15 protein-coding genes, 1 rRNA gene and 1 pseudogene are annotated in these 18762 nt (G+C 40.2%); 7 read left to right on the forward strand and 10 right to left on the reverse strand.

The genetic code is table 11. The features are described 5' to 3' along the window. The first annotated feature begins 146 nt into the window (after positions 1–146). The 3 genes and pseudogenes from rrf (at position 147) to P3L44_RS00315 (ending at position 2917) form a co-directional block, all read left to right on the forward strand. A 5S ribosomal RNA gene (gene rrf / locus P3L44_RS00305) occupies positions 147–262 on the forward strand. A gap of 481 nt (positions 263–743) precedes the next feature. Further along, a pseudogene (locus P3L44_RS00310) lies at positions 744–1961 on the forward strand (IS3 family transposase). Positions 1962–2488: 527 nt separating this feature from the next. Beyond that, a complete protein-coding gene (locus P3L44_RS00315) occupies positions 2489–2917 on the forward strand; it encodes a hypothetical protein (protein WP_215954321.1) in 429 nt (142 codons plus the stop codon). 115 nt (positions 2918–3032) lie between these two features. Here P3L44_RS00315 and P3L44_RS00320 read toward each other — a convergent pair whose 3' ends face one another. The 7 genes from P3L44_RS00320 to acs all read right to left on the reverse strand — a co-directional run bounded on the left by P3L44_RS00320 (position 3033) and on the right by acs (position 10562). Then, the gene (locus P3L44_RS00320; protein WP_215954322.1) at positions 3033–4421 is read right to left on the reverse strand and encodes a 3-deoxy-7-phosphoheptulonate synthase class II; all 1389 of its coding nucleotides are present in this window, start codon (positions 4419–4421) and stop codon (positions 3033–3035) included. A gap of 44 nt (positions 4422–4465) precedes the next feature. Next, complete coding sequence (locus P3L44_RS00325; RefSeq protein WP_094962899.1) at positions 4466–4861, reverse strand: cupin domain-containing protein; 396 nt, start codon at positions 4859–4861, stop codon at positions 4466–4468. 34 nt (positions 4862–4895) lie between these two features. Further along, the gene (locus P3L44_RS00330) at positions 4896–5423 is read right to left on the reverse strand and encodes a prephenate dehydratase domain-containing protein (protein ID WP_215954323.1); all 528 of its coding nucleotides are present in this window, start codon (positions 5421–5423) and stop codon (positions 4896–4898) included. 18 nt (positions 5424–5441) lie between these two features. Continuing rightward, entirely contained in the window at positions 5442–6140 is a 699-nt protein-coding gene (locus tag P3L44_RS00335) for an RraA family protein (protein ID WP_272662754.1), read from the reverse strand. A 313-nt stretch (positions 6141–6453) separates the two neighbouring features. Next, positions 6454–8103 carry a cation/acetate symporter ActP gene (gene actP / locus P3L44_RS00340; RefSeq protein ID WP_215954325.1) on the reverse strand — a complete coding sequence of 550 codons (1650 nt, stop codon included), beginning with the start codon at positions 8101–8103 and terminating at the stop codon, positions 6454–6456. Then, positions 8100–8411: a DUF485 domain-containing protein gene (locus tag P3L44_RS00345; RefSeq protein ID WP_004906633.1), complete on the reverse strand. Its 312-nt coding sequence runs from the start codon at positions 8409–8411 to the stop codon at positions 8100–8102. The genes actP and P3L44_RS00345 overlap by 4 nt, the downstream gene beginning before the upstream one ends. A gap of 195 nt (positions 8412–8606) precedes the next feature. Next, the gene (gene acs / locus P3L44_RS00350; protein WP_096863473.1) at positions 8607–10562 is read right to left on the reverse strand and encodes an acetate--CoA ligase; all 1956 of its coding nucleotides are present in this window, start codon (positions 10560–10562) and stop codon (positions 8607–8609) included. A gap of 417 nt (positions 10563–10979) precedes the next feature. On the opposite strand from acs, the gene sodA reads away from it, so the two are divergent. Together sodA and yiiM are read left to right on the forward strand one after the other, a co-directional pair. Next, positions 10980–11606: a superoxide dismutase [Mn] gene (gene sodA / locus P3L44_RS00355; RefSeq protein ID WP_094962904.1), complete on the forward strand. Its 627-nt coding sequence runs from the start codon at positions 10980–10982 to the stop codon at positions 11604–11606. Positions 11607–11744: 138 nt separating this feature from the next. Next, on the forward strand, positions 11745–12422 hold the full coding sequence (gene yiiM, locus P3L44_RS00360) for a 6-hydroxyaminopurine reductase (protein WP_125894594.1): 678 nt from the start codon (positions 11745–11747) through the stop codon (positions 12420–12422). Between the two features lie 65 nt (positions 12423–12487). On the opposite strand, the gene P3L44_RS00365 is transcribed toward yiiM, so the two are convergent. After that, positions 12488–14107 (reverse strand): ATP-binding cassette domain-containing protein, encoded by a 1620-nt coding sequence (locus tag P3L44_RS00365; RefSeq protein ID WP_252728644.1) that lies wholly within the window; start codon positions 14105–14107, stop codon positions 12488–12490. A gap of 7 nt (positions 14108–14114) precedes the next feature. After that, positions 14115–15800 (reverse strand): ABC transporter ATP-binding protein, encoded by a 1686-nt coding sequence (locus P3L44_RS00370; RefSeq protein WP_272662752.1) that lies wholly within the window; start codon positions 15798–15800, stop codon positions 14115–14117. A 177-nt stretch (positions 15801–15977) separates the two neighbouring features. On the opposite strand from P3L44_RS00370, the gene P3L44_RS00375 reads away from it, so the two are divergent. Next, entirely contained in the window at positions 15978–16883 is a 906-nt protein-coding gene (locus P3L44_RS00375) for a LysR substrate-binding domain-containing protein (RefSeq protein WP_272662751.1), read from the forward strand. Positions 16884–16927: 44 nt separating this feature from the next. Here the strand turns inward: P3L44_RS00375 and P3L44_RS00380 are convergent, their stop codons facing one another. After that, positions 16928–17803 (reverse strand): pirin family protein, encoded by an 876-nt coding sequence (locus P3L44_RS00380; RefSeq protein WP_215954329.1) that lies wholly within the window; start codon positions 17801–17803, stop codon positions 16928–16930. Positions 17804–18069: 266 nt separating this feature from the next. On the opposite strand from P3L44_RS00380, the gene P3L44_RS00385 reads away from it, so the two are divergent. Beyond that, the gene (locus P3L44_RS00385; RefSeq protein ID WP_140171896.1) at positions 18070–18747 is read left to right on the forward strand and encodes a hydrolase; all 678 of its coding nucleotides are present in this window, start codon (positions 18070–18072) and stop codon (positions 18745–18747) included. The last annotated feature ends 15 nt before the right edge of the window (positions 18748–18762 follow it).

Below are 18762 nucleotides of genomic sequence, written 5' to 3' on the forward strand. Positions count from 1 at the left end.
ACACCGAAGGTGTTTTAGAGAGATAGAGTTGTTTTCGAGAAGTGAGAAGCCGGAAGGTGAAGGACACAGCAGCTTGTTCAAGATTGAAGTTTAGGTTTAGCAAATACCGAAAGTGTGTTGAGCTAAACGTGAACAAACAGAATTTGTCTGGCGGCAATAGCGCGGTGGTCCCACCTGACCCCATGCCGAACTCAGCAGTGAAACGCCGTAGCGCCGATGGTAGTGTGGGGTCTCCCCATGTGAGAGTAGGGAACTGCCAGACATTAAATTAGTGAGAAAGCCACCCATTGGGTGGCTTTTTTGCGTTTGGGGGAAACTAATTTATTGTTGATGTTAGCGTTGAAGCCCCTTAATGTCTCAACTCTCAACTCTCAACTCTCAACTCTCAACTCTCAACTCTCAACTCTCAACTCTCAACTCTCAACTCTCAACTTCCAACTCTAACTCCAACTTAACGACTCACTTAATTTAATCCTTTTACACAGGGCGATTAGTCATGAATATAACCATCGTAATCATGAATATAACAGTCGCAAATGGAAGTTCATGATACAAAGTAGTGAGTAACAGCTCACGTATTATTGATTTAGTCGTAGTTAATCCCAGTAAAATTAACGGGATATGGTGTGGTGGTGGTTATCTATTACTGCTGTGAATGGAAGCTCTGGAACCAAAGTAGTGAGTAACAGCTCACAAGTTGTTGGTGGTGAAGTGGCATAGTTAATTTGGTCACCAACTCAGAGGTGATATCATCACCTCACAAACAGATAGGTGACAATTATGGCGAAACGTATAAGACGACTTTTCAGTGCTGAATTTAAACTTGAAGCAGCTCAACTGGTTCTTGATCAAAACTATTCCGTGGTCGACGCTGCCAACGCGATGGGCGTCGGTAAATCCACCATGGACAAATGGGTTCGGCAACTCAAGCTAGAACGCAAAGGGATTTCACCGAAAGCGTCACCCATGACGCCAGAACAAGTCGAGATCCGTGAATTGAAAAAGAAAATTGCACGACTTGAAGAGCATAATGAGATATTAAAAAAGGCTACAGCGCTGGTGATGTCGGACTCTCTGAACAATTCTCGTTGATCGAGAAACTCAGTCGGCGCTTTAGCATTAAACAACTGTGTAACGTGTTCAGTGTTCATCGCAGTAGCTATCAATACTGGCGTTATCGCTCAAAAACGCCGTCAGTGGAACAAATACGGCTTCGGGCTCTTGTTCGAGAAGCTCATGAAAGCAGCCACGGTTCTGCTGGTGCTCGTACTATTGCTGACATTGTATCGAATACAAAACAGGTTCCTTTAACGCGCTATCGGGCAACTAAGTTAATGAAATTACTTGGCTTGGTGAGTTGCCAAACACCGAAGCATAGATATGCAAAAGCGCCTCAAGAGCACGTTGAAATACCGAATCATCTCGGGCGGCAATTTGCGGTCACAGAGCCAAACCAAGTTTGGGTGGGTGACGTGACCTATATTTGGTCAGGTAACCGCTGGATATATCTTGCTGTTGTGATGGATTTATTTGCTCGAAAACCTGTTGGTTGGGCGATGTCATTTTCACCGGATAGCCAACTAACCGGAAAAGCCTTATCAATGGCTTTTGAATCAAGAGGTAAGCCAAGAAATATCCTGTTTCATTCAGATCAAGGAAGTCATTATACAAGCCGCCAATATCGACAATTATTATGGCGTTATCAGATAAAACAAAGTTTATCTCGGCGGGGTAATTGTTGGGATAATGCGCCGATGGAGCGATTTTTTCGAAGTTTAAAAACAGAATGGGTACCCATTTTAGGCTACCGTAATTTTATAGATGCACAGCGAGAAATAACACGATATATCATCGGGTATTATAGTCAGCTTAGACCCCATCAATATAACGGTGGTTTAACACCCGATGAATCAGAACGATTGTGTTGGGAAAACTCTAAAACGGTGACCAATTTTTGTTGACCACTACAAACCGTCATCTCTTAAATAGGTATGAAATGCATTCATTTATATACCCTACCGATAGATAAATTATAATTTATTAAAATAAATAATGAATTAGTAAGATTAGTTCATCAATTTACTCTATTTTGCTTGTTTGGATTTTTTTTGTTTTATGGTTTTTATGGTGTTAATTAGTCTGTAAAAACGGTATGTGTTTATTATTTAAATATGAATAATATCAATAGATAAAATATTATAAGCCATTTTTTTTGATAAAAAAGCCGTTCATCATCATTTTAAATCTTCGTCTAAAATTCATTCAAATGGTTATTTTTATATATAAAAATTGTTAAATTGATGTTTTATTTTATTGTGCTTATAATGAGTAAATTGACTTAAGGTATTACATTAGATATTAAATTTGTTTATAAATAGAATTTTCAATGGAAAAAAATCAGTCTAAGGTGTTGTCAATAACACAAGCTGTAATCATTAACTGACTGTATTTCATATAAATATTGTTTTATGTGCCAAAGGTGGATCACATGAAAAAGGCAAAAAGCGCTAATCATAAGATTTTTGATCAAATTCTTTCTGTCAATAAGCAGAAAGAAAACGAATTTAACAATGGGCAAGATGGTGCAATTATTCTTTCTATACTTGTAATGTTTTTTGTACCATTTTTACTATTAAATGCAGCAAGAATTTTTTTTGGAATAGATTACAGTTTTGTTGCTGTGATCTCCATGTTGGCGGTTAGTGCCATCATCACATACACATTGTATAAGCGTCTAAAAATTGATTCTGAATTTGCTGAGAAGCATATTGTGTTAGACCAATTATTGATGCGTTATACGCCAAAAAATAAAGCAGAGTTTAAGAGCTTTCAAGAAGAGAGAAAGGCAAACCCATCAAGTACTTATTCACTTGTTGAAGATTGGGCTAATAGAGAAAGGCTGCACTATGCAAATTAGCATACACTAATAATCTAATAAATGTTTGCATATCCCTCGGCTATTTTTAGTCGGGGGATTTTTTTATCTATTGCAAAGGCTAGCCCTACATTGAGGGCTAGGTTAGTAAAAATAACTAATTCCAGTTTTTACCTAGAAGATATGCAATTTCGAGAGATTGCATTCTGTTGAGTCTAGGGTCACATAATGATTGATACCTATAACTAATATCTTCTTCGCTGATTTCAGGAATACCCCCTGTGCACTCAGTAACATCGAGTCCTGTCATTTCTAAGTGAACACCTCCTGGATGTACCCCTTCCTCCTTTAAAATATGAATAAATTGAATCATTTCATCAGTAATATCAGTAAAATAGCGTGTTTTATATCCTTCTTTGGCATTTTTAGTATTACCATGCATAGGGTCAATCATCCAAATGACGGGCTCACCACTGGACTGAATTGATTTTATGAGAGCTGGGAGTTTTTGTTTAATAACACCCGCTCCCATTCTAATGATGAGAACTATTTTTCCTTTCTCTTGACTAGGGTTTAATTTCTTTATTAATTTCATCAACGTATCTGATGTGATATTTGGCCCACATTTGATACCAATAGGGTTTTCTATCCCTCTTAAATATTCGATATGTGCTTGTTTTAGATCTCTAGTTCTTTCTCCGACCCAAACCATATGCGCAGAGCAGTTATACCACTTGTTATCTTTAGAGTCTTTTCGTGTCATGGCTTCTTCATAAGGAAGTAAGAGCGCTTCATGACTGATATACATCGGCTTTGCAGCGTTTTCTTTCTGCGAAAGATAATTTGCAGTTTTATATAAGTCCTCTAGAAATGACATATAGTGCGTTTGCTCTGTCGAACCGGGATAAACTTTGATATTTAATCTATATTGATATTCAGTAGGGTCAGATGTGTTGATAGCCCGAATTAAATTGAGCGTAGCAGATGAGTAATGATAAGCGCTAAGCATTCTTTGGGGGTCAGGTGTTCGGCTTTTTTCTGAAAAGTCTGCACCGTTAATGATCTCACCTCTAAAGCTTGGTAGCTCAATACCATTTTGTATTTCAAAAGCGTTACTTCGAGGTTTAGCGTATTGACCTGCTATGCGGCCAATTTTGATAACAGGAAGGTGAGTTGCCTGATTTATCAGTCCTGCCATTTGGTTAAAAGTGAACATAAAGTCACGGATAACCGTTGATTGGCAATTATTAAAAGATTCTGCACAGTCCCCTCCCTGTAAAATAAACGCCTTTCCTTCAGTTACTGAACTTAGTATGTTTTTAAAGCTACGAATTTCTGAAGCTAATACTAAGGGCGGGTGGTTATGTATGTTATTTTGAAAATACTCTAATGCACATTTATCTGGGTAATGCGGATTTTGTTCTATGGGGAAGTCCTTCCATGAGGAAGGGCTCCACAATGTTGACTGGTTATAAGATCCCTTTTTATGATGAGAAATATCATTATGTTTCCCTATAATGACGTCATAATCATAAGAAAGTAACATATCAACTCCTAGACCATGAGAGTAAAAGTGAGAATGAGGAAAGATTATTTTGACTGAGATGTGTTTAGGTACGTTGTGAGAGTACCATTTTGTCTTGCAAGGTAATCTTCACGCACTGGTGTATATACATCGATAACTTCTGAAGGCTCAAGTGCTTCCGCATCATGAACAGCCCAAGAAGGGATGATAAAAGAGTCACCAGCGTGTAAGAAAACTGTTCGGCCATCAACCGTTAGTCTTAACGAACCTTTTAATATTGTTGTTGCAGTTTCATGTTCATGGACATGTTCTGGGATAATCGCTTTTGGTTTGAATGTCCAAAAGGCGATGGTAAAACCAGTACCATGAATGAATTTTGCTTGTATTTTGCTTTCCTCTCCTTCATTACGGTTTAGGTCCATATCATAGGAGATCATTTCTTTAGACAAAAAGAGGCTCATATTGTTACCTTATATAAAAGTAGGGGATAAATGATTAATTAATTTTTGAGTGAATCGAGAAACCCATAGGAACGGGGCCAAAGTCATGTAATATATTGAGGTTATGGCTTTTGGCTGCTTTTAGCGTAGTGATACATGCATCAACAGTTCCATTGGCACATTGTAAAGCTGCTTCACTATTTGAATTAAACAATAGAGATTCAATTGGTTTATTTAAACCATTAACCTCTGAAAATAAGTCTTTGGGTGCAGGATGTGAACCGATTTTTTTAATTTTACTCAGATCAGTATAGCGGCTTGCAAATAACATATTATGAGTATCTAAAACAAAACAATCGGTCAGTTTTAACAACGTTAAGTTTTGAAAGACAATATTATGTAAATAAGGATAAACAATACAACCTAGTAATATACAATTATTATCCTTTTTTATTTCTTCTACAGCGACTTCAAGTGTTTCATGTAATATAACATTTCCATCTAAGTCGTTTTTTTCTAAATAATAATGTGCAGCTTTCTCGCAATTTGTTCCTTTAGGACCTAATGTATGGATAGTAAACATGGTATTACCTCATATAGATTATATTCTTCCTGTTTCGTTTATTAAATCAGGGAGTCTTTTCCCTGATTTTATTTGAGCTAGCATTGTATTCTCAGTGTTGTTAATTTTTACAGCTTCTTCAAAGACTTTATCAATCAGATCTAATGGAATAACAACACTCCCATTTGCGTCTGAAATGATGAGATCCCCTGTCTGGATGATATTGTCTTCAATTCTGCATGAAGTGCCTGTCTCACTGACACAGTAGGCACCTTGAGTGTCTGATGGTATTATATTACTCGCGATAACAGGGATGTTCAGATCTCGCAATTCTTGAATATCCCTAACGGCGCCACCTAAAATAATACCGTTGAAGCCGAGTTGTTGAAAATAGGTGCAACTCATTCCTCCGGCTAGAGCGGCATGTTTCATTAAATCGCCATAGCCAGCTACATAAATAAGTCCGCTTGCGTTATGTAATTCAGGTACGAGAAATTGTTGGACCTGCTCCCATGTTGATGATTGTTTCTCTATGATACATTTTCCTTTTTTAACTAATTTCCATTGAACGGTATATGCATGTCCAACAATATAAAAATCGTCAATATTAAGTGAATGTAGCTCATGAGATAAAACACTACCTGCTTTTAATCCATCTAGAATATCAATAATTGTAGATGTACTTATTTTTAAACGCTTTATCATTTCTATTTTGTTTATATCGGGTTTGTAAGACATAAATTTTCCTTGTTTAGCTAGAGAAAGGTTTATTAGCTTTTTAATTAATAGGTATAAACCACAGGAAGGTCAAGGATAAAAAATAGATAAATCTATCAATTATTAGTATTTGCATGATATGAATGATTATTTATTTAAAATTAATTTTTAATTACAATGATTTTAATATTGATGTTTTAGTGATGATAATTGAATTTATTATAAATAGGTGTGATTGTTATTTATTGTTATTTGATATTTACGTTATTAATGGAATAAAAAAAACGGCATAAATAGCCGTTTTTTTATTCTATATTATTATGAGAGATGGATGTTAATGCGATTTTCCTTGTTCAATACCAAGCCCAATCTGTGAACGAATAAACTGCTCTTTAAAGCGTTCTCTTTCCATTTTTCCTTGTTCTGAATTATCTGTCACAGAGAATAACCATGAAGCAATAAATGCAACGGCCATGGAGAAAATAGCTGGATATTCATAAGGATAGATTGGTTTTTCATGATGAAGAATGCTAACCCAGATAGTTGGCCCTAAGATCATCAAGACAACGGCAGTAATTAAACCGAACCAACCACCTGCCAATGCCCCACGAGTGGTCAGTTTGCGCCAGTACATTGAGAGTAGGATGATTGGGAAATTGCAACTTGCTGCAATTGAGAAGGCTAAGCCAACCATGAAGGCAATATTTTGTTTTTCAAACAGAATACCTAATCCGATAGCAACAAAACCTAAAATAACAACGGTAATTTTAGATACGCGTAATTCATCTTTTTCATCAGCTTTACCATTTTTTATTGCCATCGCATAGAGGTCATGAGAAACGGCAGAGGCACCTGCTAAGGTTAAACCAGCAACAACGGCAAGGATGGTGGCGAATGCAACTGCAGAAATAAAGCCTAAGAAGAAATTACCACCAACTGCATCAGCAAGGTGTACTGCAGCCATATTGGTGCCACCAATTAATGCACCAGCAGCATCTTTGAATGCAGGGTTAGAGCTAACCAGGACAATTGCACCGAAACCGATAATAAAGGTTAATATGTAAAAGTACCCAATAAAGCCTGTTGCATAGAACACGCTTTTACGTGCTTCTTTTGCATCACTAACGGTGAAGAATCGCATAATAATGTGAGGAAGACCTGCGGTACCAAACATTAGTGCAAGGCCAAGGGATAAGGCGGATATTGGGTCGGCAACCAGTCCCCCTGGACTCATAATGGCAATACCATTTTTATGGACAGCAACCGCTTCTTTAAACAGGGTATTAAAGTTAAAACCTACGTGCTTCATAACCATTACAGCCATGAATGTTGCACCAGCTAGTAACAAGATGGCTTTAATAATCTGCACCCAAGTCGTGGCTAGCATGCCACCAAATAGGACATATAGCACCATCAAGATGCCGACAATGACAACAGCAACATGGTAGTTCAGACCAAATAATAATTCGATCAATTTACCTGCCCCTACCATTTGCGCGATAAGATACAAGGCAACAACAACCAAGGATCCAACTGCGGATAGGATACGGATGGGCCTTTGCTTTAACCGATAGGATGCAACGTCAGCAAAGGTGTAACGACCTAAATTACGTAAGCGCTCAGCAATTAAGAATAGAATGATCGGCCAGCCAATTAAGAAGCCAATCGAGTAAATTAAGCCATCATAGCCAGAGGTATAGACTAATGCGGAGATCCCTAAAAAAGAGGCTGCGGACATAAAGTCACCCGCAATAGCCATCCCGTTTTGAAAGCCTGTAATTTTCCCGCCTGCAGTATAGTAATCAGAGCGGGAACGAGTTCTTTTTGACGCCCAGTAGGTAATGTACAAAGTAAAGCCGACAAACAGTAAGAACATCACAATCGCCTGAACATTTACAGGTTGGCGTTCAACATCCCCTGTCAATGCATCGGAAAACGCCATTGATGAGGTAAAAAAGAGAATGAGTGAGAGCAATATTTTCATTTTTCTACCTCTTTTAAAATTTCTGCCGTTAAACGGTCGTATTCACCGTTGGCACGGATAACGTAAAGCCCAGTGAGTACAAACGAAATGACAATTAGCCCTACACCAACAGGAATTCCCCTTGTAATATATGAACCTTCGGATATCGGTGTTCCAAGCCAGCTTGGGTCAAAAGCGATAAGAAAAATAAAACCAACATACAGCACTAGCGTTATTATTGATAACAACCATGAAAAGCGACTACGTTTCCTAACTAGTTCTTTAAAGCGAGGGTTATCCTCTACCTTTTCGTAAGCAGTAGCATTCATCAGAGTTCTCCTCTGTTTTACTTGTCATACTTCAAGTTGCAGCTTTGTTGACTGTGCTAACTCACGCTAGTCACATACTTGTGTATGCTCCTAGCGATTCGTTCGCTTGTCGCCTCGCCGCATCTCGAAGTATTTAAAGTAAATTCTCTTAGTGGGATGTATGTAAGGCCACCTCTATGAGTTGGCCTTTTGGTGTTATGACATACTCATAGACTGTTTTTCTTCGAGTAGTTTTTCGACAACACCAGGATCGGCCAGTGTGGAGGTATCTCCAAAGTTACTGGTGTCCCCTGATGCAATTTTACGTAGGATACGACGCATGATTTTACCGGAACGGGTTTTCGGTAAAGAGTCCGTCCAGTGAAGAACATCCGGTGTGGCAATTGGGCCAATTTCTTTACGCACCCAGTTGCGAACTTCAGTATATAGCTCAGGTGAAGGCTCAACCCCTGATATTAGAGTGACATAAGCGTAAATTGCCTGCCCTTTAATATTATGAGGAATACCAACAACCGCAGCTTCGGCGACTTTTGGATGTGCAACAAGCGCAGACTCTATTTCAGCCGTACCTAAGCGGTGGCCTGAAATATTGAGTACATCATCTACACGACCGGTAATCCAATAGTAACCGTCTTCATCACGACGAGCACCGTCACCACTAAAGTACATGCCTTTAAATGTGGAGAAATAGGTTTGCTCGAAGCGTTCGTGATCGCCGAATAAGGTACGGGCTTGGCCCGGCCACGAGTCGACAATCACTAAGTTACCTTCTGTTGCGCCTTCAATAGGTTCACCTAGGTTATCGACTAAAGCAGGGCGAACGCCAAAGAAAGGCAATGTTGCTGAGCCAGGTTTTAACATAGTCGCCCCTGGCAGCGGGGTGATCATGAAGCCCCCAGTTTCGGTTTGCCACCATGTATCGACGACTGGACAGCGGCTATTACCGATCTTTTTGTAGAACCATTCCCACGCTTCAGGGTTTATTGGTTCACCGACTGAGCCCAAAATGCGTAATGAGCTACGGTCGGTACCTTCAATTGCTTTATCACCTTCCGCCATTAATGCACGGATAGCTGTTGGAGCGGTATAAAGGATATTGACTTGGTGTTTATCAACCACTTGGCTCATTCGGTTAACTGCTGGGTAATTAGGTACCCCTTCGAACATTAATGTTTTAGCGCCATTGGATAATGGCCCATATAACAAATAGCTATGGCCTGTTACCCAGCCTACATCTGCAGTACACCAATAGACTTCACCTGGATGGTAGTCGAAGGTGTATTTAAATGTCAGTGTGGCATAGACTAAATAACCGCCAGTGGTATGCAGAACGCCTTTCGGTTTACCTGTAGAGCCTGAGGTATATAGAATGAACAGCGGGTCTTCTGCGTTGATTTCTTCTGGAGGGCAATCTGCACTGACGCCTTTGATGACGTCGTGCCACCAGAGATCACGGCCTTCTATCCAGCTCGGCGCGTTGCCTGTGCGTTGGTAAACAATCACATTAGAAACCGTTGTGACTTGTGGGTTGGCGAGTGCGTCATCTACATTTTTCTTTAATGGAATTGCACGGCCAGCACGTAAGCCTTCATCTGCAGTGATGATAAGCTTCGCTTTACAGTCGATAACGCGACCAGAGACCGCCTCAGGGGAGAAACCAGCAAAAATGACCGTATGTATAGCACCAATACGAGCACAAGCTAGCATCGCGACAGCAGCTTCGACAACCATCGGCATGTAAATGGCGACGACATCACCTTTACGGATCCCTTGTTGTTTTAGGACATTAGCAAACTGACAAACATCATGGTGCAGTTCGCGGTAAGTGACATTTTTTGACGATGAAGGGTCATCGCCTTCCCAAATAATCGCAGTTTGGTCGCCTTTTTCAGCCAGATGGCGATCCAAACAGTTAGCACTTAAATTTAATGTACCGTCTTCAAACCAGCGGATATCGATGTGCCCGGGGTCAAAAGAGGTGTTTTTAACACGAGTGTACGGTTTAATCCAATCAACGATTTTTCCTTTTTCGCCCCAAAATCCTTCAGGGTCTTGAATCGAGCGTTGGTACTCATCGTTATACTGTTGTTCGTTTATCAGGGCATTTTTTGCAATTTCAGCAGGAACGGGATGTTTAGTTATTTGAGTCATATTATTATCTCCTTGCAGATGTTAATACTATGTCAAAAAATGGTTAACTAAAGCACGATTTTTAAATTTGTTTTTCTTTTGCGCGGAAGATCACGTATTAATTGTAATGAGATTTGCAGGATTATCATTTGATGCTAAATGTCAAATTGATATATAAATCTAAAAATATAATAAAAGGTGGATTTAAAGAAAAATAAATGGCGGGGTTGTTGGTATTAGTTACTGAATAAACAAGTTCTCATAGCGAATATAAATATCCATACATTCCTCATGGATTTGATAATGATTTTCATTAACAGTAAAATAACTATAATAGATAGTTATTCACAAGGTGCGAAGTTACGCAAGTGTTTACCCTATGAGCCTTGTGGTAAAAATGAGAAACATAGCGGTATTTACGTCACTGGAGACAATAATATGAGTTATACATTACCTGCTTTGCCTTATGCTTATGATGCGTTGGAACCACATTTTGACAAGCAAACCATGGAAATCCACCATACTAAGCACCATCAAACCTATGTGACTAACACCAATACAGCGTTAGAAAAACTACCTGAATTAGCAGGTTTAGATATCGATGTTCTGATTCAAAAATTAGACCAAATCCCTGCTGATCAACGTACGTTTGTTCGTAACAACGCAGGTGGCCACTCAAACCATAGTCTGTTCTGGAAAGGTTTGAAATTAGGTACTGAATTAAAAGGCGAATTAAAAGCTGCGATTGAGCGTGATTTCGGTAGCGTTGATGCATTCAAAGAACTGTTTGAAAAAGCAGCTGCAACCCGTTTCGGTTCTGGTTGGGCGTGGCTGGTTCTGAAAGATGACGGTAAATTAGCTGTAGTTTCAACAGCAAACCAAGACAGCCCATTAATGGGTGAGGCTATTTCAGGCGCATCTGGTTACCCAATCATCGGTTTAGACGTATGGGAACACGCTTATTATCTGAAATTCCAAAACCGCCGTCCTGATTATATTAAAGCATTCTGGTCAGTTGTGAACTGGGATGAAGCAGCGGCACGTTTTGCAGCAAAAGCTAAATAATTTTATAAGATAATTTATTCGTAAAGCGCAGCAGTGTTAATGCTGCGCTTTTTTATTTATACCTCACCCGATTGTTATCTCTGTTGGCATTCTTTATGATGAAGTCTCTGTTACTTTGCTAAGTGGAGAGCACTGTTCATGTCATATATTCCCCAAGTCTTTATCGGTAAAATCCAAGCAACCCAGTCTTGTGGGCACAGTGCTATTCATAAGCAGGCGGCCGATGGGCTATTGATGTTAGGGCAATTGGGGCTTGAGGGGGATGAACAAGCTGAAAAACGCTTTCATGGCGGTCCTGATAGAGCTCTTTGCCATTATCCACGTGACCATTATGATTTTTGGATTAATGCGTATCCGGGTTTAGCGGATCTATTTGTTGCCTCCGCATTTGGAGAAAATATATCAACGCTGGGTATGACAGAAGAAAACGTATTTATTGGGGATATTTTTGCTTGGGGTGATGCGCGCATTCAGGTCACGCAACCTCGTTCCCCTTGTTATAAGCTCAATGGGTTAACAGGAATTGAAAATTTTGCACAAATGATGCAAGACAATGGGCGATGTGGTTGGCTGTATCGTGTGATAAAAGCCGGTAATGTTAGTCAAAATGCGCCATTAACGTTATTGAGCCGCAATAGTGATATCTCCGTACAAGAAGCCATTATGATTGCATTTCACGCCCCTTATGATGAAGAGTTATATCAGCGCCTTTTAAGTTCAGCAGGGTTATCTGCAAGTTGGAGCTTAACCATGCAAAACCGTTTAGATAACCACCGCATTGAAGAATTTAAGCACCGGTTGTTTGGTAAGCGTTAATATAAAGCGATGTGCTTCTGGCAAAGAGAGTATTTGGCCATAAGCACTTGCTAGCAATATGACGCCTAAGTCTTAGGTATTTGTTGTACAAACTGTTGGTACCACGGGATATTCGCCATTAATTCGATATGTGTCCCCTGAGCGATAATTTTTCCTTTTTCCATATACACAATAGAGTCTGCTTGGCGTGCAAGATTGGGCTGGTGGGTGACGATGACCCGTGTTTGCTGTTTGGCTTGAGTTATAAGGTCTATCACTGAAGCGGTATTGACGTTATCAAGGCTTGCCGTTGGTTCATCCATTAAAATGATGTCAGGATGCTGTAACATTAGCCTCGCAATACACAGTCGTTGCCTTTGACCGCCAGAAAGTTGCATACCACCGGCACCGACCTCTTTTTCCAAGAACTCATGATTGGCGGTGAAATTAAGTTGTGTTAGTAACGTGCTGATTGCCTTGTCATCAATATTATCATCATCAAGTATCAAATTTTGGCGTACGCTACCGTAAAATAAACGACTGTCTTGTAATAAGACTCCCCGGCTAGCGCACAACACTGCTTGTGATAGGGTTTTAATATTTTGATTACCATAATTCACACAGCCTTGTGTTGGGTCTTGTAAGCGAGCAAGTAAGCCTAATAATGTACTTTTCCCTGCGCCTGATGGGCCCACAATGACAGTAAGTGCATGTTTTTTAAAAGTCAGATTTATATTTTTTAAAATGCATTTTTTATTATCACTGTAAAATGATAGCTGTTCACAGCTAACGCTATCGATTTTGGGGGGTGATGTACGATAAGGAAACACCAGCACTGGAGTCTGTAAGGCTTTCTCGATTTGTTGAGCTGCTTTTTTCATCTGCCTAATAGATAGGTCTAAATGAGAAAGCAACCATATAGGTTCAATTAAGCGAGCTAATAAAACTAACCCTGCTAGGCACAGGTTTAATGGCATTTCTGCATGTTCAACTAAATAAATACCGTACCCAAAGAGCGTAATAAATACGGTTTGCACCATCAATGAAAATAATAAGTGAAATGGCAAACTTCTTCGTTGTCGCTGTCTTTGAGTTTGATATTGGGACATTAAGGCAAGTTTAGGATGCAGCTGCTCATGGTGAGCACTTGAGCGACGAATTAATGGCTGGTGGAGGGCATATTGATTGAGCGCACTTACTGCTTGTTGTTCTGATTCATGAACGGCTTGCTCAAAAGAGGCCACTTTTGTGGCAGAAAAACGTAAGGATATTAATAATATACTAATTATAAATAGTAAAATGACTCCAAAAATACTTTGATAGATTAAAGCACCAATCACGATAGTGCAGGGTGTGACTAACCCACTGATAATTGGGTGTAATAAATGTGCGGGCACAGACATAACCTGTGAAACAGGCCCTGAAATTAGCTGATTACTGTTTGCTATAGGGTGTAATGAAAGCGGCAGATGGCGAATAAGTGCCGTAGCAAGATAACGCATCACCAACCCCCCAGCAAAATAGCCTTTTTGAGTGGCGATAAATGTTACGGTTAATGTAGATAAACTCGAAAGAGCGAAAAACGTTAATGGCATTGTGGTATCAAGGTGCCAATCTAAAATCACAACAAATAAGAATAACCCGCTAACCCCCTCTAAAACAGCACTTAACGTCATCCAAAAGATGGCACCACGTGCGGCGTACAATAAGCTCCTAAGCACAATCATCCTCCAGGGCGCGTAAAAGTTGCTGATAGGGTTCTGACTGTATTGCAAGTTGTTGATGGGAGCCTTGTGCAATTAATTTTCCGTTGTCTAACAGCAGTACGCGATCTGCTAGGCCTAAGCCGTTTAAGTCATGGGTAATTAATACACAGGTTCGCGGCTCGGAGTGCAATAAATTCAGCACCCGTTGTGCATTTTGTGGGTCAAGCGCGGATGTTGGCTCATCAAGCAGTAATAAAGGCGCTGGTGATAGTAGCGCACGAGCAATGGCAAGGCGTTGAGCCTCCCCACCGGACAGCTGCATATCTTGTCCTATTACGGCATCCAGTCCTTTAGGTTGTTGTTTTGCAAACGGTAATAAGTTGAGTGCATCAAGATAACGATACATTTCATCTTCAGTGGCATTTGGGGCAAACAACTTTAGATTTTCACGTACAGAACAAGGTAAGGGCGGGGTGTTTTGCATGACGATGGAAACTGTATGGTTCAAACTGGTAAATGATAGCTGTGGTAATGGAACTGAGTTAAAGAGTACATTTCCTGCTGTTGGGTCTAAAAATCGTGCCATAAGTTGTAATAAAGTACTCTTCCCCGCACCTGATGCCCCGACAATAGCTATAAATTCGTTGGGAGCCACGGTGATATTAATATTCGATAGTATTGGGCTATGACCTATTTTCACATCAACTTGAACAAGTTTGAGCTTACCTAAAGATGGGCTGACATCTTTTTCTCCGTAATGCATATCTGGTTCAGCGAGAAGTTGGCGAATACGTTCTGATGCACTGACAGCAAGGTTTAAGGCGTCTGTGCCATGCCCCATTGCTGCAACAGGTGCAGCGATACTGCTAATTAATAAAATGAATAAAATTACTTGAGCAAGAGGTAAGGGCTCAGGGAGTAATGAAACCCCAACAATAACCCACAATGAAAGCAATGTGCTGCTGATACCGACTTGGGTCAATGAGCTCAAAGCACCTATTTTTCTTATCCATCGATGAAAGGCGATTTCAAATTGAGATAAAGCGTGTGATGCTTTTTTTTGAATTGATTGGTTGGGGTATTGCCTAGCTTGTAGTGGGTTATCTGCGAGTTCCGCGTATTGTTCATATAGAAAGCCCATTGCCTGATTACGTGAGGTGTAGAGCGCCTGATAGCGTACAGAGCGCATTTGTCTAAATAAAAAAATAGAGGCAATTAATGGCATTAAGCAAAAAAGGGTGAGCAGTACATTTTGCCATAATAGAATGAGAGTTGCTGCTGTGGGGACGATAATCAGTTTTGTGATATCTGCGGGGGCATGAGCGGTTAATTGATGCAGCCCACGAACATCACGATCCACAATTTGCAAAAAACCGTCTCTACCGTGTTGGGCAAAGTGATTTAGTGGGAGTTTTTCTATTTTATCAAGAAGTTGTAGTCTAACGTGGTAGCAGAGATGGTTATCCGTTTGATGCGTTAAATACATAGCAAGAGTTTGGCAAATTAGCCAACTTATACCACCGATGGACGCAATAACGACCCATTCATAATATTGATGAACGGGAGTGGCAGCAACTTGGCTAATAGCTATCAATGGAATGAGTGAACAGAGGCCTGCGATAGCTTGTAAAATAAGTGCAAATAATAATGTGATGCGATAGGGACAAAGTAGTTCCCAAAGTGCGCGGTACATGCGAGACCTCCATTGTGAATTCGTCACTTTAATTTATTTCGCTTTGATATCGTGAATTAGTTGTTTTGCTTGCCAGACTATTTGTTTTGTTTGCAGGCCTTAATTGGGCATATTCATTTTTAAAGCGCTTTAGTAAGATGGCTGTATTGCGATTGGGAATGTTAAGGGGGAGGTGAGATGCAATATGATTTAAACGATCTCTACTATTTTGTGAAAGTTGTCGAATATGGTGGTTTTTCACAAGCGGGTCTGGCGCTAGGGATCCCTAAATCTAAATTAAGTCGTCGCATCGCAGAATTAGAACAAAAGTTAAATATTTCATTGATTTATCGTTCTACTAGGCAGTTTCATGTTACAGAGGTAGGGCAGGTTTTTTATCAACAATGCAAAAGTGTCGTTGATGAAGCTGAAATAGCTCATGAATTGATATGTTCTGTTCAATCTCACCCTAAAGGGATAATTAAATTATCGTGCCCAGTCGCGCTATTGCAAGTTTATCTCAATGAATTACTTGTTGATTTTATGGTGCAATATCCCGATATCGACATCCAAATTTTAGCGGTTAACCGACCTGTTGATGTGATTAGTGAAGGGCTGGATTTAGCTATTCGCGTGCGCTCATTGCCATTGGATGATTCAGGCTTAATGATGAAGGTACTTGGATATTCGCGACGTATATTAGTGGCTAGCCCACAATTATTCGCAGAGCAGGGTGAACTCATAGAACCAGAAAAGCTGGTGAATTACCCGATGTTAGCGAATACAGAGCATTCACAAAATTACACGTTAACCCTCAAAAACAGTGACGACCTTAGCTTTACACAGCATTTTACCCCTAAGTTAGCGACAACAGATATCTTAACGTTATACCGCGCGGCACTAAAAGGTGTCGGGATCGCAAGGCTACCTTATGGTGTGGTAGAAAAAGACATTGAATCAGGGAATTTGATAGAGGTATTACCGCAATGGCAGTTTCCTGAAGATATCATTCATGCAGTATATCCATCACGTAAAGGGTTGTTGCCGTCAATCCAATTACTGTTAAATTATTTAGCAGATAATATTTCGCCGTCAGTGAAATAAATTTCCCCGATAGCACATTAGGCTATCAGGGAAATATTCGTCATTTATTGTGTTTCAGGAATGCGGCCAAATTTCCCACTGTTGAAATCATTTATGGCTTCATTGATTTCTTGAACAGTATTCATCACAAAGGGGCCGTAGCCAACAACTGGCTCATTAATGGGATCACCACTGAGTAACAGCACTAAGGCATCTTCTGTGGCTTCTAACAGAATATTACTGTCTGTATCGTCGAGGATCATCAGTTCCCCTTCGTTTAAAGCGGAGCGGCCATCAACAAATATTGAACCACGTAGCATGACTAAACCGACATGGCGTCCCGCTTTAGTTGGGATACCCACAGTTTTACCTTTGTTAAGCTGTAAATCCCATACATCTAATGGGCTAAAGGTTTGTGCTGCACCTTTATTGCCCAAATAGTCACCGGCAATCACTCGCAATGTACCTGCATCATTGGGTAATGCGACTTTTGGCATGCTTTGGCTTTCTAACAGCTGGTAACTGGGGGCCGCTGATTTGTCTTTTGCTGGCAAATTAACCCACAGTTGCACCATATCAAGTGTGCCACCTTTTTTCATGAAGGCATCAGACTGATACTCTTGATGCAAAATACCCGATGCTGCAGTCATCCACTGAACATCACCTGGGCCTATCACACCACCTTCACCCGTAGAGTCATGGTGGGCGACTTCACCATCATACACAATCGTGACTGTTTCAAACCCACGGTGTGGGTGCTCTCCAACGCCTCTGTTTGCTGAATTTGAGCTTGGGAAATCAAAAGGCCCCGCTCTGTCGAGCAAAAGGAATGGGTTGAGGTATTTCCCATGATCGTTATAGCTAAACATTGAACGGACAGGGAAGCCGTCTCCAACCCAATGGCTACGAGGAGATTGATAGATACCAATAATTTTTTTCATGGTTTTGCTCCTAAAATTGTTTTGATAACTGAATAATAAAGGAGCAAATCATTTGGCTGTAGTGGCAAAAATAGGTTTCATTGTTGCAGTGATAGAACAATAGAATAAAGTCTAATTATTCTATTTATAGAACAGTGTTTACCAAAAACTGGACTACTCAGCCTTAAATCGATGAATTAATCTAAATAACACGAAAACGGAGCGGCTGTCGTTCTATTTTTAAATCAAAAACAGATTCTATATTTTATCGATTGAGAGGTTTCATCATGAGTAGCCCAGCTAATTTTAATGGTCAACGTCCTGCTATTAACCCAGAAGATGCGGTGATGTTATTAATCGATCACCAGAGTGGTTTATTTCAAACTGTAGGTGATATGCCAATGACGGAATTACGTGCTCGCGCCGCTGTTCTGGCTAAAATGGCTTCCCTAGCTAAAATTCCAGTAATAACAACGGCTTCTGTACCTCAAGGCCCAAATGGCCCGTTGATACCAGAAATTCATCAAAATGCACCACATGCACAATATATTGCACGCCGCGGTGAAATTAATGCATGGGATAACCCAGAGTTTGTGGCGGCCGTGAAAGCAACAGGTAAAAAGCAACTGATTATTGCCGGAACTATTACCAGTGTTTGTATGGCGTTTCCTGCAATTAGTGCGGTGATGGATGGTTACCAAGTATTTGTGGTGATTGACGCTTCAGGCACTTACAGCAAAATGGCGCAAGAAATTACTTTAGCGCGTGTCGTTCAAGCGGGTGTCGTTCCAATGGATACTGCTGCGGTTGCTTCAGAATTGCAAGGGACTTGGAACCGCGAAGATGCGGCGGAGTGGGCAATGGCTTACACGCAAATTTTCCCTGCCTATCAATTATTAATTGAAAGCTACAGCAAAGCGCAAGATGTTCTGAAAAATAATGAACAATTAGATTCAGACCGTTAAGGTGAAATAAACAGC

The sequence above is a fragment of the Providencia sp. PROV175 genome (assembly GCF_032707045.1).
In the GTDB taxonomy this organism is placed as follows: Bacteria; Pseudomonadota; Gammaproteobacteria; order Enterobacterales; family Enterobacteriaceae; genus Providencia; species Providencia hangzhouensis.